This is a genomic window from Streptomyces sp. NPDC056948 (assembly GCF_042674225.1).
GTDB lineage: Bacteria > Actinomycetota > Actinomycetes > Streptomycetales > Streptomycetaceae > Streptomyces > Streptomyces purpurascens.
This window is the reverse complement of the sequence record NZ_JBHUQX010000084.1, coordinates 1-25,914: the sequence shown is the minus strand read 5'-3', so window position 1 is coordinate 25,914 and position 25,914 is coordinate 1. Positions and strand designations below refer to the sequence as shown.

Below are 25,914 nucleotides of genomic sequence, written 5' to 3'. Positions count from 1 at the left end.
GTACTGACCCTCCTTGAGGGCGAGACCGACGGAGGCCTTGCCTGCGGGCAGGCTGGCCTTCTCGGCGAACATCTGGCCCATCACGATCGTCTCGGGGTAGATCGTGCTCTTGGCCTTGAGGGACTTGAGGGTGCTCAGCTGGTCCCACTTGATGTAGTTGATGCTGTCGTCGGCGGCGACCATCACCGAGGTGACGTTGTCGCCGACGGACTCGCCGGCCTGGATCTCCTTCGTCACCTTGACGACCTCGACCCGGTCACCGGCCTGCAGCACGAGCATCGTCGCGCCCAGCGCACCCACCAGGATGAGCAGCACCGCGAGCGCGGCAAGTGCCGGTTTGCGCTCGCGAGGTGGTGCGGGAAGGCGGTCGCCGACCGACGGCTGAGCCGGAGAGGCGGAACGACCTGCGCCCGCCCCCGTACGCTCTTGGATCTTCACGCAACCGCTCCCCGTACACCCAAGATGATGTCTGTCAATTTGACTTCAAAATTGGACACTTCACCCGCGCCTGCTCCGCACGAAGACTGCGGGACGGGCCGGACGTACCCGCCCTACCTGGGCGAATAGCCAGCACTGGGGGTGAGTGTCAAGCCATCGCACCGTATCAGCCGCACATAAGCCCCTCAAGGCGCGTCCTACGTCCTGAACCTCACGGCGCGCACCGTTATCCATCTGCAACTTCCGGCCTGGACAAACCCGTTGATGGCGGCACCCCGACGGGCCGTTCCCTGTGCGGCAGCGAATCCGCCCCGGACCGACGGACGCACGACCACCAGCCCTTTCGTCACGCCTCGGCCATGAGGCCCACACGATTCACTCACGTGAGGCGGGATTTCGCCGTGCCATGATCGTCGGCCTGTCCCCCCACGAGGAGTCCTCCATGAAGCGGGCCGCGCTCGCCGCCTCCACCCTGTCCCTGCTCTCCCTCGCCGCGCTCACGGCGTGCGGCGGGGGCGCCGAATCGGATCCGGCGACCGGTGAGCCCGGGCCCACCGCGTCCCGGACGAAGCAGGTGACTCCGGCCGAGCGGCTGGCGAAGCTCATGATCACGAAGAAGGACGTGCCGGGGCTCGCCGTGAAGCCCGCCTCCGGGAAGGACAACGAGTACGCCTTCGCCCAGTCCCCGGACGACGTCACGGTCGACAAGCCGGCCTGCGCACCGCTGGTCTACGCGATGAACCAGTTGCCCCTCGGCGAGCCGCAGGGCGACCTGACCCACTCCGTCCTGGAGGGCAGCGAGTTCACGTACATCACGCTCACGGCGTACGCGCCCGGCAAGGCCGAGTCCGCCTTCGCCGGGCTGGCCAAGGGTGTCGACTCGTGCGGCGGCGGCTTCACGGCGAAGGCGAAGGGCACGGCCCCGTACGACTCCGTCACCACCGAGAAGCCGGTGGCCGAGGGTGGTGACGAGTCACTGGCCTTCCGCTCCACGACGACCCTCAAGGGGATCACCCACACCATGCACGCCCAGGCCGTCCGCAAGGGTGACGTCCTCGCCGTCTACTTCTCCGTCGACGGCATGGCCATGGTCCAGGAGAGGCCGGGCGACGCGAAGCTCCCGGCGACGGTGGTGAAGGCCCAGAACGCGAAGCTGGGCTGAAGCACCGGGTTCCGCTCCCTCCGCGCCCAGCCCCGGCAACCCCCCACCCCTCCTTCCACCAGCCGGTGTTCACCGATCCTGCCGGGGCCCCGCCGGGGTACCGGCGACCTTTAGCACTCGCGAAGCCCCGAGTAGAGTGCCGGGCGGACAGCGATCGGAACGCGGGGGGCATACCGGTGAGAGCAGTCGCGACAAACAGGGCATACGCAGCACGGATGGCGGCGTGGGACAGCGACCGGCTTCGTGTCCTGCGGCTGCTGCTCGCGCTCTGCGCCGTAACGGCCTTCTTCGCAACCGCCACCCCGGCCCGAGCGGCGGAGACCACGCCCGTCACGCAGGCCGCCTACCTCGCCGACCGCCTCCGCGAGAACCCGGTCCACGTCACCGACCAACTCCCCCGTGAGATCTCGCGCTCCACCGCCCCCGACTTCGCCAGGCTCGCGAAGAAGACCGGCGTCCCGACGTATGTCCTGGTCCTGCCTTCCCAGAGCAGTACGGACGGCAGGCAACTGCTCGGCGCGGTGCACGACCGGCTCGGACGGGACGGGTTGTACGTCCTGGTCGACGACAGCGCGGTCGCGGAGGCCACGGCCTACGGCGTGCGCGTACCGGCCGAGGCCGCCTCGACCGTCGCGATGTATGAACTGCCGTACGACGCGGGCCCGTTGCGCAGCTTCGAGCGTTTCGTCGACGTCATCGCCCAAGGCGGTGAGAAGGCCACGGCGCGGGCCGAGGCGGCACGTGAGACGTACCGGGACGACGAGCCCGCCGAGATGTACATCGGCCCGTCCGACCGCCGCAACCAGTCGTTCGTCACGGGCATCCTGCTCACCGGCGTGCCCCTGCTGATCCTCCTGGTGGCCGGGTACGCGGGACGCCGCCGCCGTCGCTCCGGGGCCGGCAGGCGCTTCCCCCGGTGGGTCGTCCCCGGCGCGGCCGTCGTCACCGCCGCCGCCATCGCCCTCACCGCCCCCGTCGTCTTCGACCAGACCAGGTCGAGCGCGGCGGAGCCGCCCACCCCCGCCGACCTGTCCGCCCGGGTCGACCGCGTCGCGGCGGGCCTGAAGAAGGACCCCGTCTACGCCGACCCGGAGAGCCCCAGGGTCCTCGACTCCCGTCAACTGGACCGGCTGCACGACCGGATCCGCGACTTCCGGCGTTCCGACGGCGGCGGCCCGGTGTACGTCTCCCTCGTGCCGCAGACGCCCGCGAGCGAATCGGCCGGCGACTCGTGGCTGTTCGCCGCCGCCGTGCACGCCGAGTCGCACCAGGACGGGCTGTACATCGTGGCCGACCCGGACGACGGCACCATCGACGTCTACAACTACGGCCTGCGCATCGACTCCGACCGTCTGTCCCTCGACCTGCCGGACGCGGTCACGTTCGGCGACAGCAAGGCGGACGAGGCCGACGACCATCTCCTCGGCGAGCGCCTCGACACGCTGATGACCTTCCTCGACAAGGCCCCGCGCACGGACCGTCCAGGCTTCGAGTCCACGCCGGCCGCCGCCCCGAAGGCCGACGAGGAGTACGCCCTTCCGCCCCTGTTCGCCACCGACTTCTGGCCGGGTCTGTTCGTGGGCGCCTTCGCGGCACTCCTGCTGTCCGGTGTGATGGCGGGCACGACGTGGATCGCCGGCCGGCTGCTGCGGCGCCGCGATCCCGCGCCCGAGCCCACCCACCTCCTGCCCTTCACGGCCCCCACCGAGCCGTCGGCCTCCTACCTCCGGCGCACCGCGTACACCGAACTCACCACACTCACCGGCGAGTTCACCGACCCCGACGACCGCACCCGCGCGTGGGACCACCTCGACGCGGCGATGCTCCTGATCGACGGCGACCCCGACCGCGCCCGGGCAGCGGGCACGGACCCCGCGACCCTGGTCGCCGTCATCGTGCTCGCGCGGGCGGGCCGTGCCGCACTCGCCGGCGACACGGACGACCTGTGCTGCGGCATCAACCCCCTGCACGGGCCCGCCGTCACGCGCCACCACGTCCGCGTATCGGCGCAGGGCAACAGCAGACGGATGCTCCCGGTCTGCGAGCCCTGCCGCGACACGGCGATCGCCGAACCGGGAGGCATCCCGGGCAGGTTGCTGAAGCTGCCCGACCCCTCCCTCGGCAACAGCCGCGTGCCCTACTACGACGCGACCGACGGCCCTCTGACCGCCGTACCCCACGGAATCGCCCGGCTGATCGACAAGGTGAGGGAGACCGCAGGTGTCCACTGACGTCAAGCGCGTGATCACCGTCCTCACAGCGCTGCTGCTGGCGGCGCTGACCACCACAGCGAGTCCCGCGTGGGCGGCGGACGGCGAGGGCCCGAGCGCCGGGCAGCGCATCGCGGACGCGTTGCGCACGTCCCCCGTCTACGTCGACGAGGCGTACGCCGATGCCGTACCGCCCTCCCGGCAACGGCAGTTGGCGCAGCAGATCCGCCGGACGGGCCTGCCGATCAAGGTCGTGCTCACGCCCCTCACCAAGGGCGACGCCTTCGACGGAGACTCCGGCGTCCTGGCCGGGACGGTCCGCGACCGGCTCCCGGACCGGCGCGAGCTCGTCCTCATCACGACGGACGGCGACTTCGCGGACTCCCTGAACGGCTACGAGTGGCCCGCCGACACCCACCAGACCCGGGACGCCGTGGCCGCCGCCGGCTTCCTGGACGAGACGCGGGACGCGGGACTCGCCGACCTGACCGGCAAGGCCGTGGAGCTGGTGGCGGAGGGGAAGGGCACCCAGCGGTACGAGGAGGCGACGAAGGACCTGGACGGCTCGGCATCGCCCTCCGCCACCTCGGACCCAGGCGGCTCGGCGGCGTCCTCGGCCGCGTCGTACTCGGTCGGCTCCGCCTGGTGGCTGCTCGTCGGCGTACCGGCCCTGGCCCTGGCCGCCCTCGCGGCCCGCGGCGGCATCCGTTCCCGCAAGACGGCTCCGGCCGTGCCGCAGCTCGTGTTCGCGACGGCCCGCGCGGCCGACGAGGCGGAGCTGCGGCGCCGGGCGGAGGCGGAGGTGCTGGCGCTCGGCGAGGCCACCCAGGCCGCCGACCTCTCCACGACACCAGGGCTCCAGAACGCCCTCGACGCGTACGCCGCCGCCGGCACGGTCCTCGACGAGGCCCGGGGCCTGCCGGACCTGGCGGGCGTCCTGGCCCTGGCCCAAGAGGGGCAGGACGCCCTGACCGGCACGGACGACACGGCCCTCCCCCTCTGCTTCTTCCACCCCCTGCACGGCCGCGCCGCCCTCCGCACCGACTGGCGTCCGCTCGGCCGCCGGGACCGCCTGGACGTGGCGGTGTGCCGACAGTGCGCGGACGCCCTGCGGGACCGCCACGCCCCGGAGGTCCTCACCGACACGGACGAGGACGGCCGAACCGTCCCCTACTTCGAGCTCCCGGCCGAGCGGAGCGTGTGGGCCGCGACGGGGTACGGCTCACTGAGGGCGCCGCTGGCCGGGATCAACTCCCGGAGGATCAGGGCCCGTTGACACCGGGCCCGGGGGAGGCCACGGTGCAGCCATGACTTCGGGCACGCGAGACACCGTTCTGCCTGTACCTCCCACCGACACCGGCCTGGTCGAGCGCGTCCGCGAGCTCGGGCCCCTCATCCGCGGGCACGCCCTGCGGACCGAGCGGGAGCGGCGGGTGACACGGGAGGTCGTGGAGGCGCTGACCGGGACCGGGATCCAGCGGATGAACGTGCCCCGGCGGTACGGCGGTTACCAGAGCGGCCTGCGGACCCAGGTCGACGCGCTGGCGGAGCTCTCCGCCGCGTGCGGTTCGGCCGGTTTCATGACGCTGATCCAGGCCGGTTGCGCGTACGTCGCCGCCCTCTTCCCGGACGAGGCGCAGGACGAGATCTTCACCAGCCCCGACGTGCGCGTCGGCGGCAGCCTGGTCCCGAGCGCGACGGCGGTCCCGACGGGCGACGGCGGCTATGTGGTCAACGGGACCTCGCCCTTCGCCACCGGCTGCCGGGACGCCGACTGGCATCTGCTGACCGCCCGGGTCGAGGGGCGGCCCGAGTCGGTGTGGACCGCCGTGCCCGTGGCCGAGCTGGAGATCCTCGACGACTGGCGGGTGTCGGGGCTCGCGGGCAGCGGCAGCAACAGTGTCGTGGCGCGCGATGTCGTCGTACCGGCTCACCGGGTGCTGCCGGTCGCCCCGCTGCTCGGCGGTGAGTTCCCGTCGAAGACCAACGCCGACGACCCGTTCTACCGGGTGCCGGTGCTGCTGATGTTCTGCGCCTGGGCGACCCCGAACGCCCTCGGCCTCGCCCGCTCGGCACTGGCGGAGTTCCGCCAGCGGATCCACCGGCGGGGCATCACGTACACCTTCTACGAGCGGCAGAACGAGGCGCCCGTCACGCATCTGCAGACGGCCGAGGCGGCGTTGAAGATCTCCTGCGCCGAGCATCTGACCGACGAGATCGTCACGCTGCTCCAGTCGCGGGCGGCGAGCGGGGAGCCGTACACGACCGAGGAACGGGCCGGGGTCCGGGCGCGCAGCGGCTATGTGGCGCGGCTCTGTCTGGAGGCCGCCGACCTGCTCGGCTCGGCCTCGGGCGCCTCCTCCCTCCACGAGGAGGTGCCGATCCAGCGGGCCGTGCGCGATCTGCGGGCGCTGAACCTGCACGCGTTCGTCCACCCGGCGACCAACCTGGAGCTGTACGGCAGGGTGCTGGCGGGGCTGGAGCCGGGGACGCCGTTCATCTAACCGCTCGGCGGCTGATCCTCCCGTATCGCCGTGAACAGGGCGCGGGCCCGCCGGTCGTCCCACTTCACCGCGCTGCCCTTGGAGGTCCGCAGGTCCGGGTCGGCCACGGGTACGTTGAGCTGGCTGCCTCCGCCGGCCGTGGCCTTCTTCATGGCCTCGAACAGCTTCATGAGGTCGGGCAGTTCCGTGCCCTCGTCCACGATGAGCGTCTCGAGGCCGGCGTTCAGGGTCGGGAAGGACTTGGACGGGTCGGCGAGGGTGGACGGGGTCGCCGCTTTGTCGGCCAGGGCGGCGAGGAACTTCTGCTGGTTGCGGGTGCGCCCCAGGTCGCCCTGGGCCTCCTGCTTGCGCTGCCGTACGAAGGCCAGGGCCTCGGAGCCGTCCAGGGTCTGGCAGCCGGCCTGCAGATCGGCGCCGGAGTCCTTGTCCCGTACGGCCTTGTCCAGGCACATGTCGACGCCGCCGACCGCGTCCACCACCCCCACGAAGCCGGCGAAGCCGATCTCCGCGTAGTGGTCGATGTGCACACCGGTGTTGCGTTCCACGGTCTGCACGAGCAGGTCGGGGCCGCCCAGCGAGAACGCGGCGTTCAGTTTGTTCGGCGTGGCCCGGTAGCTCCTGCCGGTGTCGGGATCGACGTAGGGCGGGAGGGTCACCCAGGAGTCGCGCGGCAGGCTGAGCATGGTGGTGCCGTTCGCCCCGGTGTGCAGCAGGATCACCGAGTCGGTGCGGCGGCCGTCGGTCGAGCCGGTGTTGAGGTCCTTCTTGTCCCGCTCCGAGAGGCCGTCGCGACTGTCGGAGCCCACGACCAGGTAGTTGGTGCCCTCGCCGGGCGGCACCCGGCCGCTGAGCGCCGCGAGGTCGACCTGCTGGTTGAGCCGGGTGTCGGCCCAGACGTACGTACCGGCGCCGGCGAGCGTCAGGACGGTGGACAGGACGGCGGCCGTGCGCACGAAGCGGCGGCTGCGTCCGGCCCGGCGGCGGGGGGTTCTGCTGCCGGGGTTTCCGTTGCCGCCTCTTCGGCCACGCTCGCTCCCTCGGCCACGCTCCTCGACGTTGCTGTCGTAGCGGCCGGGCGCGGCCGACGAGGACATGCCGGGCAGGGGGGCGGTACGGATCGAGGGCGGGGGCACCATCGGGGACGAGGGCGGGACCCTTCTCGGGTCCTGCCCCGCCCGGTGGTCCCCCGGATGGTCGGTCCAGTCGCTCATCGGCCCCTCGAAGGTGCTGTGGGTGTCAGCGCATCGGCACGCCCTTATACGGAACGGGCCCACCGATCTGTTCAGCGGCCGTGCCCGAGCGCTGCATCCGCTGCCACCTGAGCCGGCTGCCGACCAGCAGCGCGACCAGCGACTGGATGACGACGAGATACATCAACTGCCGGTAGACGACGATCTGGAACGGCATCGACCACAGGGCGCGCACCGGCTCGCCGTCGAGTCTGAGCGCGTAGCCGGAGCAGACGATCTGCACGCCGAAGAAGGCGAACCACACCGCGGCCGACTCCACCGGGTCGCGGAACAGCACGCCGTACAGGGCGTAGACGTCGATGACGGGCGCGAGCAGCGGCAGGGCGACCTGGAAGAGCGCGAGGTAGGTCAGCCCGCGCCGCCCGAACCGCCCGGCGGGCCCCCTGCCGAAGAGCGCCCCGCGGTGCTTCCACATCGCCTGGAGCGTGCCGTAGCACCACCGGTAGCGCTGCCGCCACAACTGCCTGACGCTGGTGGGCACTTCGGTCCAGGCGACGGCGGACTCCTCGTACAGCACCCGCCAGCCGGCCCGCCACAGGGCCATCGTCAGGTCGGTGTCCTCGGCGAGGGTGTCCTCGCTGACCCCGCCGACGCCGATCACCGCGTCCCGGCGGAACGCCCCGATGGCGCCCGGGACGGTCGGCATGCACTCCAGCACCTCGAACATGCGCCGGTCGAGGTTGAAGCCGAAGACGTACTCGAGGTGCTGCCATCTGCCCAGCAGGGTGCGCCGGTTGCCGACCTTGGTGTTGCCGCTGACGGCGCCCACGGCGGGATGCGCGAGCGGCTGGACGATCCGCTCGATGGCGTCGGGCTCGAAGACGGTGTCGGCGTCGACCATCACGACGATGTCGTACCGGGCGTGCGCGAGCCCGGTGTTGAGGGCGGCGGCCTTGCCGGAGTTGGGCTGCCGCACCACCTCCACCCTGGCGTCACCCATGTTCTCGGCGATGTCGGCGGTCCGGTCGCTCGACCCGTCGTCGATCACGACGACCTGCAGCTCCCGATGGCTGGAGTCGAGCAGCGACCGCAGGGTCGACCCGATCCCGGCCTCCTCGTTGTACGCCGGGACGAGCACGGTCACCGGCCCGGACGTGTCGCGCATCCAGGGCGCCCCGGTCCGGAACCGCTCAAGCCGGCGCACATGCGCCCGCGCGAACAGGGCCAGCAGCAACAGCCGCAGCACGCCGAGCCCACCGGCGACACCGAGGATCCAGATCATGGCGGTGGAGAAGACCTGACCGATCCGCGTGATCCAGATCAGTCCCTCCCCCGACCACCGCTCGACGAAGGAGGCGGAATTGTACGGAACGAGCCCGAGCCCGTCGGACACGGTGGTGAACCGGTCGACGCCCCGGTTCTTCAGCAGCCTGCGCGCCTCCGCGTAGGCGCTCTCCGTCTGGCTCAACTGCCGGACGATCCCCTGCGCCGGCTTCCGCGCGCCCTTGTCGGCGGAGACGAGCACGTACCCGTACCCGGTGGCCCGCCGCGCCGCGTCCCACTCCCGGCCGCACAGCGTGTCGGGGGTCGTCGTCCGCGGCATCCGCAGCAGATTGGTCCGCTGCCCGGTGGTCCCGGCCAGGGCACTCTGGGTCAGTTCGAGCTCGGCCTCGAAACGGGGCGCGGACGACTCCCCCAGCACGGCCCCGGTATACGTGTTGGACCCGATCTCATGCCCCTCGGCGCGGATCCGCCGTACGAGCTCGGGATGCCGGGCGGCCTGGGCCCCGTGCACGAAGAAGGTGGCACGCGCGTTGTTCCTGCGGAGCAGATCCAGCAACCGCGGGGTCCACACGGGGTCGGGCCCCCCGTCGAAGGTGAGCGCCACGGTCCGGGCGGGCATCGCCCCGGTCCGGATCCCGTCCCGGTTGATCCCGATCACGGGCCCGCCCTTCGCTACGGCATCGGGCACGGGCGAGGCACAGGGCGACCGCGTCTTCGCGGCGTCGACCTCGTGCTGGGTCCAGCCTTCGAAGATCAGGAAGGCGAAGACGAGGGGGAGGGTGAGGGCCAGGAGCAGCCAGTGCGCCCGGGGATCACGCGACTGCTTGTGACGGGCCCGGGCCTTGGCCTTGCCCTTGGCGGGGCTCAGGGTGCGTCACCGCCCCCGGGCGCGGCCCACACCCCGCCTCCCACGAGCCGTCTCCTTTGGAGCGTGCCAGGGAGCCTTCCGCACGAAAGGGGCGCTGACTTCGCTTGCACGGTGCGGGAGTTACGCATGGGGCGCGAGTGTAGTTTCGGAGGAGGGGGCGTATGGGCGGAACGGTGAGCTTCACAGACTCCTTCGTCTTCGCGCGGGCACTGATCGCCGGCTGCCGACTACAGGTCGTGCGTCACTGCTGCAACCAGACACGGAGAGGGAGACAGCAGCAACGAGGCGAGCCGCGGCCACCCTCCGGCGCAGAGGCAGCACGGCGCTCACCCGCAGGAGCAGATCGTCGGCGCGACAACGGCGATCCATGCGGGGAAGCCGCCCATCCAGACGCCCAACAGGGCTGATGCGCTCGCACAGCCTTTGTGAAGGTGTCGTCACGATGGCGACCGCCCGCCCTCGTCAAACGTTCACCCACCCCACCTCCTGGGAAGGGCGCGCGGATATACACACACTCCGAACCTCATCCTCAGGCGGAGGAATCGCCCGATTCCATGGAGAAGTTCGCACTGGCGAACCCAGGAACCCAGCAGCTACGGTCGGCGTACCTGGCAGATCTTTCTTGCTACTCGGGGGAGTCACTTGAAGCGCCGCCATCCACTCCGCACGCCACCGTGTCCGCCACCGTGTCTGCCGCGCGTCCTTCGCGAGGGCCCGGCCCGCGGACCCATCGACAGCGACCGCGACCTCACCCTCCAGGCGCTCACAGCCGGCGACCGCTGATTTGGCACAGGCGGGGTCCGGCACTCCGCAGGCCACCGCCCACCGACAGAGACTGATTTCAAGATGAGCGATCTGCGCCTCGAAGACACCATATTCGAGCACTTGAAGAAGACCTTCTCCTCCATCAGCGACCGCATGGAGGATGCCCGCCGCGACCTCCGAGGCGCGGACGCCTCGGCTGTCGGTGAGAGCCAACTCATCGAGGATGTCCAGGACTTCGCCGATGACTGGGGCTACGGCATCAAGCAGCTCGGCAAGCACACCCACGGCGCGGTAAAGATGATCAACAAGATCGGCGAGACGTTCGACGGTCTTGACCTGGAGCTGGCCCAGTCGCTCAAGGCCAAGAAGAAGGGCAAGTAGCGTGGCTGGTCAGCGCCCCTCCCTCCCCAACATCGGTTGGGACCCCACTCCCGGAAGCGTGGAGGACACCCGGGAACTCGCCAAACGGCTGGGCAAGCTGGCGAGCGAACTGGGCACGGCAGTACGTGAGTTGGAGCGAATAGAGTGCGGCGCCTGGAAGGGCAAGACCGCTGTCGCCTTCACCGAGTACATAGGCCAGGACGTCACCCCGCTCATCCGCACGAGCCACGAGTCCTTCGACAAGGCATCCCGTGCACTGCACCGCTGGGCCAACGACCTCCAGGACTTCCAGGACGAGACGGACCGGCTGGAGAAGAAGGCCGGGGAGAAACTCGACGCCAAGGCCGAGGCCAAGGAAGGCACCGACGAGTACGGCAAGGCCTCCGGCGATGTCACCGGCCTCATCCAGAAGGTCCATGAGCTCGAGGACCGCTACAAGCAGGCCGCGGCGAAGATCAGCAAGGAGCTGGACAAGGCCGCGGACATCGCCCCCGACGAGCCGGGCTTCTGGGAGAAGCTGGGCAGCGGCATCGCGGACGCATGGGACGCCACCGGCGACTGGCTCAAGGAGCACGCCGACCTGATCAAGGCCATCGGTGACGTGCTGAGCGACATCACCGCGGTCCTCGGACTGCTGGCCATCGTCACCCTCCCGTTCCCGCCCCTCGCGGCCATCTTCGGCACTGCCGCACTCATCGGCGCGGGCCTGACGCTGGCGACACACGGTGTGGCCAAGGCCGCCGGTGCGGATGTGAGCTGGGCGACGCTCGGATTGGACGCGCTGGGCCTGATGCCGGGCATCGGCATGTTCGGCAAGGGTGTCAAGGTGGTCGGCAAGACGGCGGACGAGGCTCTGGATGCCGCCAAGGCCACATCGAAGCTGCTCGGGAAGGGATTCAAGTACAAGGACATCGGCCCCTCCAAGGTCCTGCTTTCCTTCGGGAAGGCTTCAGAAGATCTCTCGAAGGGGTTCGGGAAAGCTGGCTTGATAAAGATCGGAGGCGTGTCAGAGCATGCCTATCAGGTCTCACATGCAAGCAGTAATTTGATGTCCCGCGCGGGCGGTCTCGTGAGTGCCGGATACCAAGAAGGGCAGTGGCTGGGCACAAAGGGGATCAACACGCTGCTCAAGGGAAACATGGATCCGATCAGTGGCCTTGGCAGGGCGATCGACGGTGGTTTCAAGATCGCACCGAAGGTCGGTACACACATAGGCCAGGCGCTGTCCGGTGATTAGTCGCAGAACCAAGTGCTTCACGTGAGGAAGGCCGCACCGCAATGAACATCTGGCAGCCCGATCCCGGGGAGACGCTGCTCGCCCGCGCTCCGGTCACGTTCGCCACAGGCGCTGCCGCCCCTGTCAGGGGCATGCGCTGGTTCCGTGACCTTGAGCGCAAGGACGTTCAGCACGAGCTGCCGGGCTGGCCCGAGGGGCCTTCCTACACACCCCGCTCCACGAGCGGCGCGGTCGCCGACAAGTCGCTGAGAGGCGCCGCGACGGCGGCGGGCGTCGCGGTCATGGCCTTCCTCAGCGCAGCCGGCGGCAACCTCAGTGGCGGCGGCAAATCTGGCGACGAGGGCTCCGACACCCCCGACGACCCGGCGGACGAGGTCGACGACTTCCCGGTCATGTGGGCCGGGCCGGGGACAATCGCCCGCACCCTGCCGTGGCAACTGGATCCCGGCCGAGCGGATCAGAAGCACCATTTCACGCATCTGATCGTCACCGACCGCCGGCTTGTCATCGTTCACCTGCCCTTCGACAAGAAGGACATGGAGCGCATCGACGACAACGTGATCTGGGAATGCCCTCGCTCCGACGTCGGCAGCGTAGAACTCAAGAATTTCAAGGACGGCGAAGACTTCAAGGTCACCTTCGTGGACGGCTCGTGGTGCAGACTGCACTGCAAGGCACGCCGAAAGCTCACTCGCTGTCTGACTCCCCCACGTGAGCTGATTGTTCTTGAGTCCCTGACGCCGCCACAGCGAGCCACCGTATTGGACTTCGCCGCCGAGAAAGAGATGCCGGCGTCCGTGCCTCCCATCATCACGCGAAACCCGACCGGTCGCATTCGGGTCGAGATCCTGCTCCCGAGCAGGTACACATCTGTGTTCGGAGCCTCGGAGGTGAACATCACCATGGAACCCGACGGGACAAGGGTCGACATCGGCGACTACCTCCCCGAGGACTTCTGACCTCATCTCCTCATCTCATCTGGAACGGCCTCCGACGCAATGACACCCGCACCTGATTCCACGGCACCGCTTCTACCACCGGCTCCGCCGAGCGACCCACCCCCCGTCTGGTTCCTCACCCCCGAAGGTTTCTTCACCCTCCCGCTCGCTGCCACCCCTGAAGAACGGTCACAGCGCGCCGACTCCTTCGTACGTGATCTGTACTCGCGCGGGGACGAGAACATATGGAGTCCCGCCTCCCCCTACTACGCGGGAGTGGCGGAGCTCCTGGTGGACACCGGGGTGTCCTACGCGGCGCTGGGCTTGTTCTCCACCTCCGAGGAGGAGCACACCCCGCAAGGCGACGTGGTCAGACACGATCTCTCCGATGGTGCTGCCCAGTGCGCCTTCACTCTGGCCGCTGTCCCGACGGACCATGCCGAAGCGGACACGGATGTCGTGGCTCAGGGCATCCTCGCGACCCTCTCCAAGGACCAGTACAACGACGTCCACTGGCTCGACCTGCCGTGCGGGCCGGCGGTGGCCTGCGCCACTTGGCGCCAGTTCCAGGTCAACCCCGAAATATCGGCAGACGGTGAGGCGAAGGATCTCGTCACTGCTCAGCTTCAGGTGCACATCCCATTCCCCACTGGGCCGTTCACAGCGGTCTTCACGCTCTTGACGGCATACGTCGACCACTGGCAGCAGTTCTGCGAATTGATGGAAGCAGTGCTACAAACGGTTTCCTTCATCGATCCGGCTGATGCGCTGTCCGAGACACCGTCTGCCGATTAGGAGCCCTGTGGACTGTCATCCGGAACCCGACGAGACACTGCTGGGGCGTTACCCGGTCTCCTTCGCGACCGGCACCGCCGCCTCCGTGGACGGCCGCCGCTCCTTCCGCGACCGCCGCCGTCACGACATCGAACCCGAGCTCCCCGGCTGGCCGGAGGGCAGCAGCACCTTCTCGGTCCGCCGCCTCCCCGGCAAGATCGGCGTGTACGCGCGCGACGCCGTCTCCGCCCCGTTCGTCATCGCCTGGGGCATCCTCGGTGACCTCCTCGGAGGCAGCACGACCGACCCCGAACCGGGCCGCGGGAAGCTGGAGGAACAGGAGAACGAAGTCGACGACTTCCCGGTCATGTGGGCCGACCCCGGCGACACCGCCCGCGCCCTGCCCTGGCAACTCGACCCTTCCCGACGTCCGCCGCGCTGCGTCACCGAGATCGTGTTGACCCCCGGACGCCTTTTCGTCGTCGAGTCCGGCAGGACACTCTGGGAGACACCGCTCGACAACGTCGCCGAGGCGACCGTCAAACAATTCAGCCTCGGCCGCAGGGACTTCCGGCTCACCTTCCAGGACGGCTCCTGGGCACGGCTCACCACGCGCCTCTCCACCCACACCACCGAGCTGGTCGAACTCCTCAGCGGCAGCACTGTTCCTGAGCGAGGCCAGTCGACGACGGCCCAGCGCTAGCGGAGCACCGCGGTGGCCCGTCCCGGCGAAGCCGCCTCCTGGTGCTGGCCGCAGACCGCAGCTGCTCAGACGCAGGGCACCGCACTAGCGAATCGCAACCCGTCAACAGCACGGCGTGCGCGCCGCACACGGTGGAATTCGGCGCAGTCACCTGTTTGGGCACGATCAGGACACAGCCCGCTTCCCGAGAGCCCGATACATCCCGGATTGCGTCTGTTCTCGCGAAAGTTCACGCTGGTGAAACCGAAAACCTCACCGGTACCGTCAGAGCGCCTACTGAACTTCTGTCTCTCACGGGGAGCCACTGTGAAGCGCCGCCCATTGCCCGTTGCTGCCGCGTTGGCAGCGACGGCAGCACTGCTGTTGACGGCCTGCGGTAGCGGGGACGACAAGTCCAGCGACAACGACAAGATCGCCGGGGCTGACCAGGGAGCGAAGACTCCGAAGGAGTCGGCATCGCCCTCGGGAGCACCGGCAGCGGACAAGCCGGACGGCGTGGACGTGTCCCTGCCGAAGGACATGGACCTGGTCTTCGACTGGGACAAGCCGAAGGACAAGAACGAAGCGGCTGCGATGGATGATGCCGCGAACTTCTTCCGTGCCATCTATCGGGGCATCGACAAGCGGACCACCAAGGACGCGGCGGTGACCGCGTACGCCACCGGCGACGGGCTGAAGTACGCGACGACGCAGATCGAAGCCAGGCTCGAAGGCGGCTGGACGGCAAACGGCACACGACGCCACTACCAGGCCACCACTCGGTCCGCGCCGAACGGCAACTCGGTAGAGGTCGCCTCCTGCGTGGACTCAAGCAAGTTCTACTCCGAAGAGGTCAAGACCGGAAAGGTCCTGAAGGGCGAGCCCAGCATCACGGACTTCGACTACTTCAAGATCATCATGGTCAAGCACCCCACCGGAGACGGCCTGTGGCAGGCCTCCAAGGTGTTCGTCGAAACAAAGGCGGCGAAGTGCCGGTGAACAAGTCACGGCGCACGGCCCTCAGCACCACCACGGCTGCCCTGACTCTGGCCCTGGGTGTCCTCACATTGGAGGAACCTGCCTACGCGGGAGAACTGCCGGGCAACGCCCAGGGCTCCAACACAGAACAGTCAGGCGGGGGCGACGGCAAAGGAATCTACGCCGCCGCCCGAATCCAGTACTCCGGATCCGTCGCCAAAGGCGGCGGCACCGGAAACGTGACCTCCTCGGACGTCAACTGGACACCACCTCCCTGCTGGTACGCCCCCTACCTCGGCGCCAAGGACTTCAAGAAGGAGATGTCCAAGCACATCGAGGGCCAGCTGAACACACCCGGAATGACCGGGACCGCGGGTGCGGCAATCGGCGAGACGAAGCGCCACTACGAGGACGAGTTCGGCTGGACCGGAGCACCGGGCTACAAGGACTACAACGTCAAGAACGACGGCAAGGGAATGTTCTGGGCCGGCGTCGAGAACCCCAACGAGCCGGACTACCTCAAGCGTTCCTCGTGCACGGACCTCCCCTTCTGGGTCGAAAACGGCGATGCCCCTCCGGCCCGGTACGAAGAGGCCATAACCCCGGAGATCCTCGCCGCGCTCGCCTACCAGCACATGGAGCTCCCCGACACCGAGGTCACCCTCGCCCCCGAGGCCAACACCAAGGTGAACCTGCCGACCTGGGCCTGGCTCGACCAGGCCGTCTTCGACGAGGTCCAGGCCACGGCGGCCCTCAACGTCCCCGGCTTCAACATCCAGGCCACCACAACCGCAAAGCCGGTGTCCCTCAAGCTGGAGCCGGGCACCGAGGACGCCGAGATCTACCCGGCCTCCGGCGAGTGCACCATCAACGCCGACGACTCCATCGGCGAGCCCTACGCCAAGGGCAAGGCCAACGAGACACCGCCCTGCGGGGTCAAGTACCTCCGCTCCTCCGGCAACGGCACCTTCAAGCTCCAGGCCACCATCACGTGGGAGATCACCTGGACCGGAACGGGCGGCGCCGGCGACGACCTCCCGAACGGCACCTTCGGCAACGACCAGGACATCACGGTCCAGGAGATCCAGGCCGTCAACAGGTGAAGAAACCGAACGTGAGAAGAAGTACCGGTTGGTCCGGCGATTCCTCGTCACCGTGAAGCAGGTGCTTCACCCGCGTGACCGCTCCTGCTCACCAGGCGCTGCGCAAGGCGGTGCGGCCTCCGCCCCGGCGACACTCAACCGCCGCTCATAGATGTGAAGACCCCGTGGCCAGGCCACTGGCACCAGCAGCCACGTCCGTACGATGGGACATCGATTCGGCAAGCTTCCACCGACTGGTCCCGGGGCGCACATTCCGAAGGATGGGACATGGGCATGCGGCACCAGAGGTTCGGGCGCTTACGGTGCGACCGGCGCGGCGCCGTCAATCGTTGACAGCCAGCCTTGCGTAACCGTGCCGGTGGGGCGAGCCCAACGGGAGCATGCTGACCACGTAAGTGTTAACGGAGGGGCCCATGGGGGAGCACGACCGCCTGGTAGTCGACTACAAACTTCTGGAGTCTTCGAAGACAAACCTGAGGGACATCAAGAGAGCCCTCAATGGCATCGACAAACACCGCGCCGACATACATGACATCTGGGGCCATAGCAGCATCGCCGGAAAGATGGACGAGTTCGTCAGCAACTGGGACAACTATCGGCGTGAACTCCTCGAAAACGTCGAGGACTTGAGCAAGCAAGTAGAGACCTCACTCACGAGCTTCGAGAAACTGGACCTCGATCTCAAGAACGCGAGCGAGAAGAAGCGCGGAAAAAAAGGGGGAAATTGACCAATGGGTGCAGGTAAGGGAAGGCGCCGGCCGGTCGACTGGCATCCGCTGGCGGAGAAGGACCCGATTCCCGGCGATCCGGAGGACATCCGCGACGAGGTCCGCAGGATGAAGGATCTCGCCTCGACCCTCCGGGACCAGGCCGGCATCCTACGCAAGGCCGCTGACGGCGACGCGCTGCAGGGCAAGTACGCCGACAAGATCCGCGAGAAGTCCGGCGACCTCGAAAAGCGCTTCCGCGAGACGGCGGGCCGCTACGAACGCGTGGTCGGCGACCTCGGCAGTTGGGCCAACGAGCTGGAGGGCTTCCAGGAGCGGGCCGACGGCGTCCTCCGAGCCGCGAAGAAGGCCGACGAGGAACACGCTGCCGAGGTGAAGAAGAAGGAAGCCGAGGCCAAGAAGGACGGCGAGAAGAAGGCGTCGGAGGAGTCCGACCCCAACAGCCACTTGGCGCCGTACCACAAGCAGCTCAACCAGGTCATCTCCGACCGCGACTCCCGCGCCCAGCATTACGCCGAGAAGATCGACGAAGACATCTCGGACATCATCAAGGACAGCAAGTGGGAGGACTTCAAGGACTGGGTGCACAAGCATGCGGAAACGATCAAAACCGTCGTTGAAATCCTGAGCTGGGCAGCGACCATCATCGGGGTCATCGCCCTCCTCTTCACGCCGGTCGGATGGCTGGCGACCGCCATCATGGTGACCACCCTCAGCCTCACGGCGCTCGTCGGCGTCGGGCACACGCTGTTGGCTCTCTCCGGTGACGGAAGTTGGACGGATGTCGCCATGGACGTCTTCGCGCTGGCGACGCTGGGATTCGGCAGCATCGCAATGAAGGGCGTGAAGGCCGCAGCGACATCGCTCAAGGCCGCCAGTAGGGCGGGACGGTTCCAGCGGTACTCGAATCTGCGCAAGTTGCTCGACAAGAACATTATGCGATACGGCACCGACTCGGCCCGCGGAGCGAAAGCAGTGCGCGCGAAGGATGCGCTGCGCCAGATCGGGGCCAAGGAAACACGGCCCGGGACGAACCGACTGGACCGTCTGCTGAGCGGCGAAGCGGAGGTCGCCAGCGCATCCAAGTTCGCTAAGACGATGCGGGCCGAATTCGGCGGGAATGCCAGCGTACGGGAGGCGGCCGACGCAATGGACAAGGCCGCAAGGAATTTCCGCTTGAACTACGGAGCAGCCACCTTCGTAGACCTCGGAGACAAGGCCGGTGAAAAACTTGGCGGGGACGCGTATGGAGACGCCAAGGATGTCCTGACGCGTGAAGTCGGGAGTCGCTGGTGAAAAACCCTGCATAAGATTCGACCGACAGTAATCAAGCACAGCAAGATTTGAATCCAATTTTTCGGAGTGAGAGAGAGTGGCAACTGTCCCGGCGAAAAGCCCAGAAGAGTCACGGGCCATGAAATTCCTTGCCGCGTTCACTTTGGTGCCGATCCTCTGTTTCGCCTTCCAAGACCTCGGAAGCAAGTACGGGGGGATGGACTGGCTCACCAAAGGCTACGCAGCTTGGCCGATGATGATTACACCTGTTCTGATGCTGCTCCTGTTCATCAAGAACCGAGAGCTGATCCGTGACCCGCGGAAGGGTGCCAACTTCTCCCAGGTAATCAAGATTGTTTCCTGCCTGTTCCTGATCCCGAACGTATTCGCGGCCATCGGCTACAGCTGGCTGGCCGTGATTTCGGTGCTCTCCTCCCTGACGATCCTCGTCGCCGACCGACAGCTCAAGAAGCAGGCCCGCGCGTGAGCACGTCCGATACAGAGCAACAGCCACCCTCCGTCGAGGTGACCGCTCCCCGCGGCTATGAGCTCGTCCTGCCACCCGGCTGGGTCCGCATCCCCCTGCGCGAAGGCACGAAGGAAACACTCGAGAACCTCCTCTTCTCACACATGGGGCAAGTCCCGGAAGGCATTCCCCGGGATGATGCGATGCGCTTCCGGCTGGACATGCGTCGCCAGTTGGAGAAGCAGGCCCGTGCGGCCAGGAGAAACGGCGGCCTTGACCTCTACCTTCCGGCGCTCCCGCGCGGAGGAATCTTCCTCATGGCCTCTTTCATCGTTGCCGAGATGCCGATCGGCCAACACCATGCGGTTCCGCCACAGGCGGTGATCGCTCAACTGGCCGACGAGGATGTCCCCGGCGGAACGGCGACGAAGGTTGACGTGGCAGGAGCACCCGCACTCCGCCGCTCCTACCGCTCCACCCCTGACGAGGAAAAGCTGAGTTCCGCCCCTGAAGCCGTACAGCAAACCGCCCTGCCGACGCGGCGGGTCGAGTATGTGCTCCCCGTGGCGGACGATCCCGGTCGCTGGATCAGCATCAACTTCTCCACACCGGGTGACGGCGATATCAACAGTGAATTTACCGACGCCTTGGTCGAGTTGTTCGACGCGGTGGTCGGCACGTTCAAATGGAGTTATGAGTGAGCTGGCTCAACGTCAAGCACGCCATGGAGTTGTCCCCTTGGATCCGCATCCCGCTCTTGTGGCCGGAACCGGGCCTTGAGGGCGTCGAGGAGGCACAAACGCCTGAGGCGTGGGCACGCTACTTCGCCGAGGGGCTCTGGGAGGATTTCGCATCGGAGAAGCCGAAACCGGGCGAAGTGGACCTGCTGACCAACATCCTGTTGATGTACGCCATCCGGGCCCCTGCAGCCTTTCCGGACTTCGAGGTCTTCCTCCATCTCCCGCACCCACGAGACATCCCGCTTCCTGCGTACGTCGACCTGGTGGAGATCGAGGAGGGCGAGGACCAGAGAAAGGCACTTCGTGAGCTGACCCACGCCGATGCGAGCTACGCCGTCGAGCCCCCCATTGTCGAGGACTTCGACTCCCCGCATCTGGGAACCGGCTTGCGGGTGCTGCGCTACTACCAGGACGAGGACAGCAACGAGGTACACGTCGGCCTCCGTTACGCCTGGCGCTACGAGAAGGGCACTGAAGCCGCGGACGTCCTGATCATCCTGGCCGATCCCGACGCCGGCCGGATCCTCCGGGCTCTCGACGATGTCGACGAATTCGCCCGCACCATCCGGATCAGCCCGGATGACGAAGCGGATGCCTGGAAGCCCTCATGATCCTGGCGGATGCCGGCGGCCGCATCGTGCGTTGGCGCGGGGCTCACCTCGACCAGCGAAGAAGCAAAACTCCTCACCGGCCAGACCCAGGTCTTCCTCCCCTTCCCGGACGCCCGATTCATCGCGGTCTTCACCCTGGATACGGCCGCCATGGAGTACTGGGGGGAATTCTGCGACATGACGGCTTCCATCCTGGAAACGGTGTCGTTCGGCACTCCGTCCGACGATTCGAGTGATCGGCCCCCTGACCACACGTGATCTTCTTCGAGTTCGAGGCCGACCCGACCGAGTGGTGGAGTGGGCTGTCACGTGCGGGGAGATCGTTCATCAAACGCCACAAGCGGTGGTGGCGGCCCAAGCGGCATGCGATCGCCGATCACTTTCTGCAACTGGCCGAGACCCATCCGCTCCCGAACGTTCCGGCGCACCAGGCCTTCGTCTACGGCGGTGCCCCCGGCCGGGTTCCGCAACCTTTCTACGCTCTCGCCGGGCAGTCGGAGGGCAAGGACCGGGAGACGGAACTCCGCATGATGGTTCAGGCAACGGGTGACCACCCTGTTCGCCGGCCCGACGTCTCGGAGTTCCCTTCCGACCGCCTGGGGCGAGGGCTGCGTTGTCTTCGCTATTTCGGCGACAACGGCGTGTACGTCTCCCTCAACTAGGGCTGGTGGTCGGAGGAGCACGAGGTCTACGCGACCGTGCGCACGGTGTCAACGGAACGCGACTGGCTGACGGCGAACATGGGCATATTCGACGCCTCGCCCGCAGCATCTGGCTCAATCCAAGTCCAGAGTGACCTGCATGAGTGTGTCCGGCCCGAATTTCCAGAAGCACTCCACAACCCACCGGTTGCTCCGAGCGAGGTGATCACCCCGAGGACGCCCCGAACACCCGGGCAAGTCCGCCAGCGCCGGGAATGTCTCGCTAACGAACTGCTTCCAGATGCCCATGCCGACCACCAGGCAGAGATCTCGCTTGTGGCTGGTCGTGCTCTCTGTCCTACGCAGTCCGGTCGAGATCACGACAGCTTCGACAAGTAGGTGCCGCCGGGGCAGGCCAAGCCTCAAGGAGTTCCGGCTACTACACGTCATGGTCACCCTCGGAGCGGCCCGTAGCGCGATGCGCAAGTCCATCTCCCAGAACGTCAGCCTGGTCGCCAAGGGGCTGCTGAGGTTCAGCCCGTTGTCGACGCTGGTGCACCTCGGTGACAAGGAAAATGCCCGGCATCGCGAAGATGCTGCAGGCGAACAACACTGCCTTCCCGGAGGCTGCGGGGGCCGCCGCGGACAAGGCGTTGGGGAAGAGCGACCTGACAAGCTTGACCCACGAGAAGTTCGGAACCGGCGAGAAGCCGTACAACGCGGCGTATTCGGACTGGAAAACAAACACACTGAAGCCCGCGTCCGACACCCACTGGTGAGGAATGAGCATGGACCTGAATTCGGCGCAACGCATTGTCGAGGCCGAAGCCGCCCGCACCGGACTCGGCACCGGCCCCAACCGGCGGCTCCGTCTGACGCTGATCATCGGAATGCCGCTGTTCCTGCCGGTATTGGGAATTATGATCCTGGTGCCGAAGTCCCTGATGAATGACGTGCTCTACGTCTATGAGGCCGGGATCGTCGGCTGCCTCCTGCACTACGTCTGGGTGTTCGCGAAGTACCCCCGTCATGCGGGCCGTCCGCCCTACCTCACCCGAGATCTGGCCATGGGCGGCGGCTTCTTCCTGCCCTCGCTGTTCTTCGGCTTCTGGCCGGGCATGATCGCCGCCCCGGCGTGGGCGCTCTTCATAGGCGTTGCCTATGCCGTGGAAGCGACGCGGGGGCGCAATGACCACCGTTGAGCACCGCCGGGCCCCGAATGGCTTCAACCTGGTGCCGCCGCCCGGCTGGGACGCGATTCCACTGCACACGGGTACTCAGGAGGCGATGGACCGCGTCGTCCAATAGGCCGTCAGGCTACTGCCCGTCGGTTTCCCCAAGGACGACATTCCGAAGGCCCGGCTGAAGCTCACTCAGGAGATGAGGAAGGTCGTCCGCCGGGAAGCGGTCCTGGTCGAGCTCGCCTCCGAGACCCCCGGAGCCGAGATTCGGGAGCTCGACGACACCGCCGCCCTGCGCTCGGAGCGAGATGTAGCGGTCGACGCGGCCCAGGGCGTCGACGTCGCTCACCGCCGGGTCGAGTACTTCGTGCCGATCCCGGGCAGCACGCCTGACCAGTACTACTCCAATGGCGGCCAAGCCGGTCAGGTGCTGGTTCGTCTCTCGAACGTCGAGTGAATGAGCGGACGACACAGGAACGGACATGACGACGAACACCACCAGCGGTCACTCCTCGGCCCGCAGCTCGCTCTTCCGGGCGGCGCCACTACCTGAGCCTCCCGGGGCACCGGACCGTTGGCCGGATCGCGGCTCCCGCTTGCAGGACCAGGCGACGACGCTCGGCATGCTGGTCCGCGAGGACCTCTCGCGCGGCCGCGCCCTCGTTTTCCTCATGTGCGCCGGCGTCGTGACACTCGTCGCCGGACTGCTCCCCGCGATGGTGATCGATGCCGCGGACTCCGAGTCGAGCGACACCACCGACGTCGCGGTGACGGTCGTACTGGGAGTTGTGCTGCTGGCCATCGTCGCTGTTCCGGCGCTGCTCATCCTCCGCGCACTGCGCAAGCGGTCGGCCCGACGCCTTGAGTTGCTTCGACAGTGGGCGGCAGCAGACCGCGGGCATGACTCGGACTTCCCCACTGGCTACGGCACGGAGGGGTATCCACACGGTCGCTTCTTCTATTCGGCACTGGTGCTTGTCCTTGCTCTCATCTTGGTGATCGTTGCCCTCGCCGGAATGTCCGACCCCTCCGTCCTCGGGCTGTTGCCCTGCCTGGTCGTCGCGGGGCTCTTCGCCTGGAGCACGATCAGGAAGTATGCGGCTCGGTATGGCTGGGCCGAACGGGAACGAGTGATCCGTGCCCGAGCTCGCAGGAGAGAACTGCACCGAGCCCAGTTGGCACAAGCAGCATCGGCCGAGTCGCCGAAGACCTACCTCTCGGGCACGCGAATTCATCCCGCACTGCTCTACGCGGCTCCCTTCAGCCCCGCTGCCATTGTCACCGTGGTCTTCGTCGTCGCACGCCCACAAGACGCCTCCGGTCTGGCCGTAGCGGGCCTGCTGGCGTTGCTGGTCATCGTGTTGGGGGTGCCCATGGTCGTGCGTAGGCGCCGCCACGAGCAGGCCGAACTCGGTTCCGCTGCGAGTTCCCTCGCCTCGGTCTTCACCGGCGGAGCGGTGGTGCACGCAGTGCGCTACGGACTCGGGGAGCCGGACGGCCAGTCCGCCGGGGCGGTCTCCTCTCCTTGGGACCGCGGCCCTTCGCGCACCGGGGCGCTGGCAGTCGACGGGGGTGCCTTGCTGGCTCGCGGGACGGACGGGGCTGCCCTGGATCTGCCGCTCACCGAAGTACAGGGTGCAGTCCTTGTCGGCAGCGGTGTGGCGTGGCTTCCCCCCTCGGTCGACGTGCTGCTTCGCTCGGGAGAGGCGATCGAATTCCGGTCGCCCGATGCCAAGGCCATCACAGATGCCCTGGCCGACGTAGGCGTGCCTGTGGCGACTGCCTAGCAACACCTTCGAACGGTGGGCAGTGCGTCCGGCCAGGGCCGTCGCACCGCCCGCTTCTCGGTAGCCCTTCAGCCGGCGAAAGAGTGCTCGACAGCAACTTGCGTGCTTGTCACGCCGTCGGGCCGGGTTGGTCGGGGGCAGAGCACCAAGCCGGGCTTCGTGCTACCGCAGACGCCCCGCCCGGCTCTTTCCCTTCCCCTTCTTCCGAAGCCTCCGCACCCGTACCCGCTCCCCAGCCGCTTCTTCCTCGGCCCGTGCCCTGGTCCAGCGGTGGACGAGCCAGCCCACCAGGCCGGCGCTGATGACGTAGCCCAGAAACGCGCTGCCGGTGCCGGGGATGTAGGCACAGCTCTCCAAACGGCAGTTCTTGCCGGGCAGTCCACTCAGCAGATAGAAGAGCGGCCCGAACGCGGCCGCGCAGCAGACCGCCGTGCCCGCGGCATGCAAGCCACGCGCCAGGCGTGTGCGGCCCGAGGCTCCGGCCGCGAACCGCAACCCTCCGGTTGCTCCGAGCACGGTGATCACGCCCAGGACGGCACCGACCGCCCAAGAGCCGCCTGGCAGGTCCACCAGCGTCGGCACCGTCTCGCGCGCGAACCGCTTCCACATGCCCATGACCAGCAGAATTGCGCCCACCCCGACCACCAGGCAGAGCATCGCCCCAGCAATACCGAAGCCGTCTCGCGCCCCGAACCGGACGTGGGCTCCTGCCTCTTCGGCCGGTTTCCGCACCTGCCGTCCGCTCACAGCACCCACCGCAGCGAGCCGGCCATGGCCTCGCACATCCGCTCCATCGGGCCGGACAACCCCATGAGTGGTGCCGAGAAGGAGAGCGTCTTGAGCTGAGTGCGCCAGCCCTCCTGCATGAGGTCGATGCGGAACCACTCCCGCGGGACCAGCAGCTTGTAGTCCCGCGGGACATCCACCCGTGATGAGACTTCGCCCCGTGGAGACTCATTCACCCCGGCATCGCCCTCCGGCATGATCCAGCGAACCTCTATGCCGTCGTTGCCCGTGACGCCATGCTGGGCTTCCTCAACGGTGTCCGTGGCCATTTGCGCCTTTACTCTCGGACTGTTCGTAGTCATCCACTTCAGGAAGGAATGTCGCTGCAAAAGCGCAGGGCCCGTAGTGCGGATAGTGAGCGAGGATATCCGCTCCTCCCCGTCGAGCGACGTGCGCGACCTTTCGGTACGTTGCCGACACCAATCCTGTTCCGCGTCGGCGAGGAGATTCTTGACGTGACACCTACGAGCAAGCAGCGCGTGGCAACGGACCGCCTCGGCATCCAAGCCGAAGCCGGCGACTGGTGCTGGATCGACAAGATCCCGAAGCCCCCGGCGGACGTACTGCAGGCCGCGGGCAACCCCCGTCTCCGCCCTGCTATGCGGCCCCCGCTGGGCATGCTCGGCGTGGTGCTCGGTGCACCTTTCATCCCTCTCGTGATGCTTTTGAGTCTTCTGGCCGAGGCGGAAGAAGCCGTCAAGCGAGCCCTCGACACGAAGGAGGAAAAGGAACAGCGGCGGGCCAAGAAGGAGGAGGACAGGCGCCGGGACACCGCCATCGCCCGACAAGGCCTCGACAAGGTCTTCGACGGAGACTGGCACGGTAACGCCGGGCAGTTCCTGCTGCGTTGGTACAGCCACTCCACCCACCACGAGCGCATGCTGTTCGCGACCCAGGAGGGAATCGTCCTGGCGGCTCCGCCGCAGCGCGTCAGCGTGGGGCGGGAGAGGCGCATGCAGATCGTTGCGCGGATTCCGGTCTCCGACGCAACCCTCGTCGACCCGTTCTCCGGCGAGTTCGAGACGAGGCTGCTGCTCATACGCTTCCGTGACGGATCGTGGCTGCGCGTCGATACGGAAGAGCTCCGCAGCGAGCTGCACATGCACCTGCTCCGGCAGCCTGTCCCCGACAGCTGACGGGTCTCGGCCGACCGGACGACGCCTGCCCGGTGCGGGCGGCAGCGGA

General features: G+C 67.6%; 27 protein-coding genes and 1 pseudogene. 23 read left to right on the top strand and 5 right to left on the bottom strand.

The window, feature by feature from the left end; all coding sequences use genetic code 11:
• Nucleotides 1-438 (bottom strand): annotated as a pseudogene (locus ACFTZL_RS13780) (hypothetical protein); the annotation flags it as partial.
• A 442-nt stretch (nt 439-880) separates the two neighbouring features.
• Between ACFTZL_RS13780 and ACFTZL_RS13775 the strand changes: the two are divergent.
• The 4 genes from ACFTZL_RS13775 to ACFTZL_RS13760 all read left to right on the top strand — a co-directional run bounded on the left by ACFTZL_RS13775 (nt 881) and on the right by ACFTZL_RS13760 (nt 6,314).
• Nucleotides 881-1,600: a hypothetical protein gene (locus tag ACFTZL_RS13775; RefSeq protein WP_382581284.1), complete on the top strand. Its 720-nt coding sequence runs from the start codon at nt 881-883 to the stop codon at nt 1,598-1,600.
• Nucleotides 1,601-1,815: 215 nt separating this feature from the next.
• On the top strand, nt 1,816-3,831 hold the full coding sequence (locus tag ACFTZL_RS13770; protein ID WP_382581283.1) for a hypothetical protein: 2,016 nt from the start codon (nt 1,816-1,818) through the stop codon (nt 3,829-3,831).
• Nucleotides 3,821-5,086, top strand: coding sequence for a hypothetical protein (locus tag ACFTZL_RS13765; RefSeq protein WP_382581281.1), 1,266 nt, complete (start codon nt 3,821-3,823; stop codon nt 5,084-5,086). Before ACFTZL_RS13770 ends, ACFTZL_RS13765 begins: the two co-directional genes overlap by 11 nt.
• Nucleotides 5,087-5,117: 31 nt before the next feature.
• Nucleotides 5,118-6,314 (top strand): acyl-CoA dehydrogenase family protein, encoded by a 1,197-nt coding sequence (locus ACFTZL_RS13760; protein ID WP_382581279.1) that lies wholly within the window; start codon nt 5,118-5,120, stop codon nt 6,312-6,314.
• Here ACFTZL_RS13760 and ACFTZL_RS13755 read toward each other — a convergent pair.
• Both ACFTZL_RS13755 and ACFTZL_RS13750 read right to left on the bottom strand, forming a co-directional pair.
• Nucleotides 6,311-7,525, bottom strand: a complete 1,215-nt coding sequence (locus tag ACFTZL_RS13755) for an LCP family protein (protein WP_382581277.1) — start codon at nt 7,523-7,525, stop codon at nt 6,311-6,313. The two genes, ACFTZL_RS13760 and ACFTZL_RS13755, sit on opposite strands and share 4 nt — an antisense overlap.
• 25 nt (nt 7,526-7,550) lie before the next feature.
• Nucleotides 7,551-9,476, bottom strand: a complete 1,926-nt coding sequence (locus tag ACFTZL_RS13750; RefSeq protein ID WP_382581275.1) for a glycosyltransferase — start codon at nt 9,474-9,476, stop codon at nt 7,551-7,553.
• 1,026 nt (nt 9,477-10,502) lie between these two features.
• Between ACFTZL_RS13750 and ACFTZL_RS13745 the strand changes: the two genes are divergently transcribed.
• The 18 genes from ACFTZL_RS13745 (at nt 10,503) to ACFTZL_RS13660 (ending at nt 23,943) form a co-directional block, all read left to right on the top strand.
• Nucleotides 10,503-10,802, top strand: a complete 300-nt coding sequence (locus tag ACFTZL_RS13745; protein ID WP_382581273.1) for a hypothetical protein — start codon at nt 10,503-10,505, stop codon at nt 10,800-10,802.
• Nucleotide 10,803: 1 nt separating this feature from the next.
• Complete coding sequence (locus ACFTZL_RS13740; protein ID WP_382581272.1) at nt 10,804-12,039, top strand: enoyl-CoA hydratase/isomerase family protein; 1,236 nt, start codon at nt 10,804-10,806, stop codon at nt 12,037-12,039.
• Nucleotides 12,040-12,080: 41 nt separating this feature from the next.
• The gene (locus ACFTZL_RS13735) at nt 12,081-12,998 is read left to right on the top strand and encodes a hypothetical protein (protein ID WP_382581270.1); all 918 of its coding nucleotides are present in this window, start codon (nt 12,081-12,083) and stop codon (nt 12,996-12,998) included.
• A gap of 255 nt (nt 12,999-13,253) precedes the next feature.
• Nucleotides 13,254-13,772 carry a hypothetical protein gene (locus ACFTZL_RS13730; RefSeq protein WP_382581269.1) on the top strand — a complete coding sequence of 173 codons (519 nt, stop codon included), beginning with the start codon at nt 13,254-13,256 and terminating at the stop codon, nt 13,770-13,772.
• A 7-nt stretch (nt 13,773-13,779) separates the two neighbouring features.
• Complete coding sequence (locus tag ACFTZL_RS13725; RefSeq protein WP_382581267.1) at nt 13,780-14,454, top strand: hypothetical protein; 675 nt, start codon at nt 13,780-13,782, stop codon at nt 14,452-14,454.
• Between the two features lie 306 nt (nt 14,455-14,760).
• Entirely contained in the window at nt 14,761-15,432 is a 672-nt protein-coding gene (locus ACFTZL_RS13720; protein ID WP_382581265.1) for a hypothetical protein, read from the top strand.
• The gene (locus ACFTZL_RS13715) at nt 15,429-16,514 is read left to right on the top strand and encodes a hypothetical protein (RefSeq protein ID WP_382581263.1); all 1,086 of its coding nucleotides are present in this window, start codon (nt 15,429-15,431) and stop codon (nt 16,512-16,514) included. Before ACFTZL_RS13720 ends, ACFTZL_RS13715 begins: the two co-directional genes overlap by 4 nt.
• A 413-nt stretch (nt 16,515-16,927) precedes the next feature.
• Nucleotides 16,928-17,242: a hypothetical protein gene (locus tag ACFTZL_RS13710; protein WP_382581261.1), complete on the top strand. Its 315-nt coding sequence runs from the start codon at nt 16,928-16,930 to the stop codon at nt 17,240-17,242.
• A gap of 3 nt (nt 17,243-17,245) precedes the next feature.
• The gene (locus tag ACFTZL_RS13705; RefSeq protein ID WP_382581259.1) at nt 17,246-18,538 is read left to right on the top strand and encodes a putative T7SS-secreted protein; all 1,293 of its coding nucleotides are present in this window, start codon (nt 17,246-17,248) and stop codon (nt 18,536-18,538) included.
• 118 nt (nt 18,539-18,656) lie between these two features.
• Entirely contained in the window at nt 18,657-19,004 is a 348-nt protein-coding gene (locus tag ACFTZL_RS13700; RefSeq protein WP_382581257.1) for a hypothetical protein, read from the top strand.
• A complete protein-coding gene (locus ACFTZL_RS13695; RefSeq protein WP_382581256.1) occupies nt 19,001-19,684 on the top strand; it encodes a hypothetical protein in 684 nt (227 codons plus the stop codon). Before ACFTZL_RS13700 ends, ACFTZL_RS13695 begins: the two co-directional genes overlap by 4 nt.
• Nucleotides 19,681-20,334 (top strand): hypothetical protein, encoded by a 654-nt coding sequence (locus ACFTZL_RS13690; RefSeq protein WP_382581254.1) that lies wholly within the window; start codon nt 19,681-19,683, stop codon nt 20,332-20,334. The genes ACFTZL_RS13695 and ACFTZL_RS13690 overlap by 4 nt, the downstream gene beginning before the upstream one ends.
• 9 nt (nt 20,335-20,343) lie before the next feature.
• Nucleotides 20,344-20,592, top strand: a complete 249-nt coding sequence (locus tag ACFTZL_RS13685) for a hypothetical protein (RefSeq protein ID WP_382581252.1) — start codon at nt 20,344-20,346, stop codon at nt 20,590-20,592.
• The gene (locus ACFTZL_RS13680; RefSeq protein WP_382581251.1) at nt 20,589-20,996 is read left to right on the top strand and encodes a hypothetical protein; all 408 of its coding nucleotides are present in this window, start codon (nt 20,589-20,591) and stop codon (nt 20,994-20,996) included. Before ACFTZL_RS13685 ends, ACFTZL_RS13680 begins: the two co-directional genes overlap by 4 nt.
• Nucleotides 20,997-21,550: 554 nt before the next feature.
• A complete protein-coding gene (locus ACFTZL_RS13675; protein ID WP_382581249.1) occupies nt 21,551-21,754 on the top strand; it encodes a hypothetical protein in 204 nt (67 codons plus the stop codon).
• A gap of 9 nt (nt 21,755-21,763) precedes the next feature.
• The gene (locus ACFTZL_RS13670; RefSeq protein WP_382581247.1) at nt 21,764-22,177 is read left to right on the top strand and encodes a hypothetical protein; all 414 of its coding nucleotides are present in this window, start codon (nt 21,764-21,766) and stop codon (nt 22,175-22,177) included.
• A gap of 178 nt (nt 22,178-22,355) precedes the next feature.
• Nucleotides 22,356-22,613 carry a hypothetical protein gene (locus ACFTZL_RS13665; protein WP_382581245.1) on the top strand — a complete coding sequence of 86 codons (258 nt, stop codon included), beginning with the start codon at nt 22,356-22,358 and terminating at the stop codon, nt 22,611-22,613.
• A 25-nt stretch (nt 22,614-22,638) separates the two neighbouring features.
• Nucleotides 22,639-23,943 carry a hypothetical protein gene (locus ACFTZL_RS13660; RefSeq protein WP_382581243.1) on the top strand — a complete coding sequence of 435 codons (1,305 nt, stop codon included), beginning with the start codon at nt 22,639-22,641 and terminating at the stop codon, nt 23,941-23,943.
• A 162-nt stretch (nt 23,944-24,105) separates the two neighbouring features.
• On the opposite strand, the gene ACFTZL_RS13655 is transcribed toward ACFTZL_RS13660, so the two are convergent.
• Together ACFTZL_RS13655 and ACFTZL_RS13650 are read right to left on the bottom strand one after the other, a co-directional pair.
• Nucleotides 24,106-24,690, bottom strand: coding sequence for a hypothetical protein (locus ACFTZL_RS13655; RefSeq protein ID WP_382581241.1), 585 nt, complete (start codon nt 24,688-24,690; stop codon nt 24,106-24,108).
• The gene (locus ACFTZL_RS13650) at nt 24,687-24,998 is read right to left on the bottom strand and encodes a hypothetical protein (protein ID WP_382581239.1); all 312 of its coding nucleotides are present in this window, start codon (nt 24,996-24,998) and stop codon (nt 24,687-24,689) included. Before ACFTZL_RS13650 ends, ACFTZL_RS13655 begins: the two co-directional genes overlap by 4 nt.
• A gap of 141 nt (nt 24,999-25,139) precedes the next feature.
• Here ACFTZL_RS13650 and ACFTZL_RS13645 point away from each other — a divergent pair, with 141 nt between their 5' ends.
• Entirely contained in the window at nt 25,140-25,865 is a 726-nt protein-coding gene (locus ACFTZL_RS13645; protein ID WP_382581237.1) for a hypothetical protein, read from the top strand.
• The last annotated feature ends 49 nt before the right edge of the window (nt 25,866-25,914 follow it).

Bases quoted from the DNA above. Each gene is read 5' to 3' on its own strand.
- ACFTZL_RS13775 (WP_382581284.1), top strand. From the start codon at position 881: ATGAAGCGGGCCGCGCTCGCCGCCTCCACCCTGTCCCTGCTCTCCCTC.
- ACFTZL_RS13770 (WP_382581283.1), top strand. From the start codon at position 1,816: ATGGCGGCGTGGGACAGCGACCGGCTTCGTGTCCTGCGGCTGCTGCTC.
- ACFTZL_RS13760 (WP_382581279.1), top strand. From the start codon at position 5,118: ATGACTTCGGGCACGCGAGACACCGTTCTGCCTGTACCTCCCACCGAC.
- ACFTZL_RS13755 (WP_382581277.1), bottom strand. From the start codon at position 7,525: ATGAGCGACTGGACCGACCATCCGGGGGACCACCGGGCGGGGCAGGAC.
- ACFTZL_RS13745 (WP_382581273.1), top strand. From the start codon at position 10,503: ATGAGCGATCTGCGCCTCGAAGACACCATATTCGAGCACTTGAAGAAG.
- ACFTZL_RS13735 (WP_382581270.1), top strand. From the start codon at position 12,081: ATGAACATCTGGCAGCCCGATCCCGGGGAGACGCTGCTCGCCCGCGCT.
- ACFTZL_RS13710 (WP_382581261.1), top strand. From the start codon at position 16,928: ATGGGGGAGCACGACCGCCTGGTAGTCGACTACAAACTTCTGGAGTCT.
- ACFTZL_RS13705 (WP_382581259.1), top strand. From the start codon at position 17,246: ATGGGTGCAGGTAAGGGAAGGCGCCGGCCGGTCGACTGGCATCCGCTG.
- ACFTZL_RS13700 (WP_382581257.1), top strand. From the start codon at position 18,657: ATGAAATTCCTTGCCGCGTTCACTTTGGTGCCGATCCTCTGTTTCGCC.
- ACFTZL_RS13685 (WP_382581252.1), top strand. From the start codon at position 20,344: ATGCCGGCGGCCGCATCGTGCGTTGGCGCGGGGCTCACCTCGACCAGC.
- ACFTZL_RS13675 (WP_382581249.1), top strand. From the start codon at position 21,551: ATGCCCGGCATCGCGAAGATGCTGCAGGCGAACAACACTGCCTTCCCG.
- ACFTZL_RS13670 (WP_382581247.1), top strand. From the start codon at position 21,764: ATGGACCTGAATTCGGCGCAACGCATTGTCGAGGCCGAAGCCGCCCGC.
- ACFTZL_RS13665 (WP_382581245.1), top strand. From the start codon at position 22,356: ATGAGGAAGGTCGTCCGCCGGGAAGCGGTCCTGGTCGAGCTCGCCTCC.
- ACFTZL_RS13660 (WP_382581243.1), top strand. From the start codon at position 22,639: ATGACGACGAACACCACCAGCGGTCACTCCTCGGCCCGCAGCTCGCTC.
- ACFTZL_RS13650 (WP_382581239.1), bottom strand. From the start codon at position 24,998: ATGGCCACGGACACCGTTGAGGAAGCCCAGCATGGCGTCACGGGCAAC.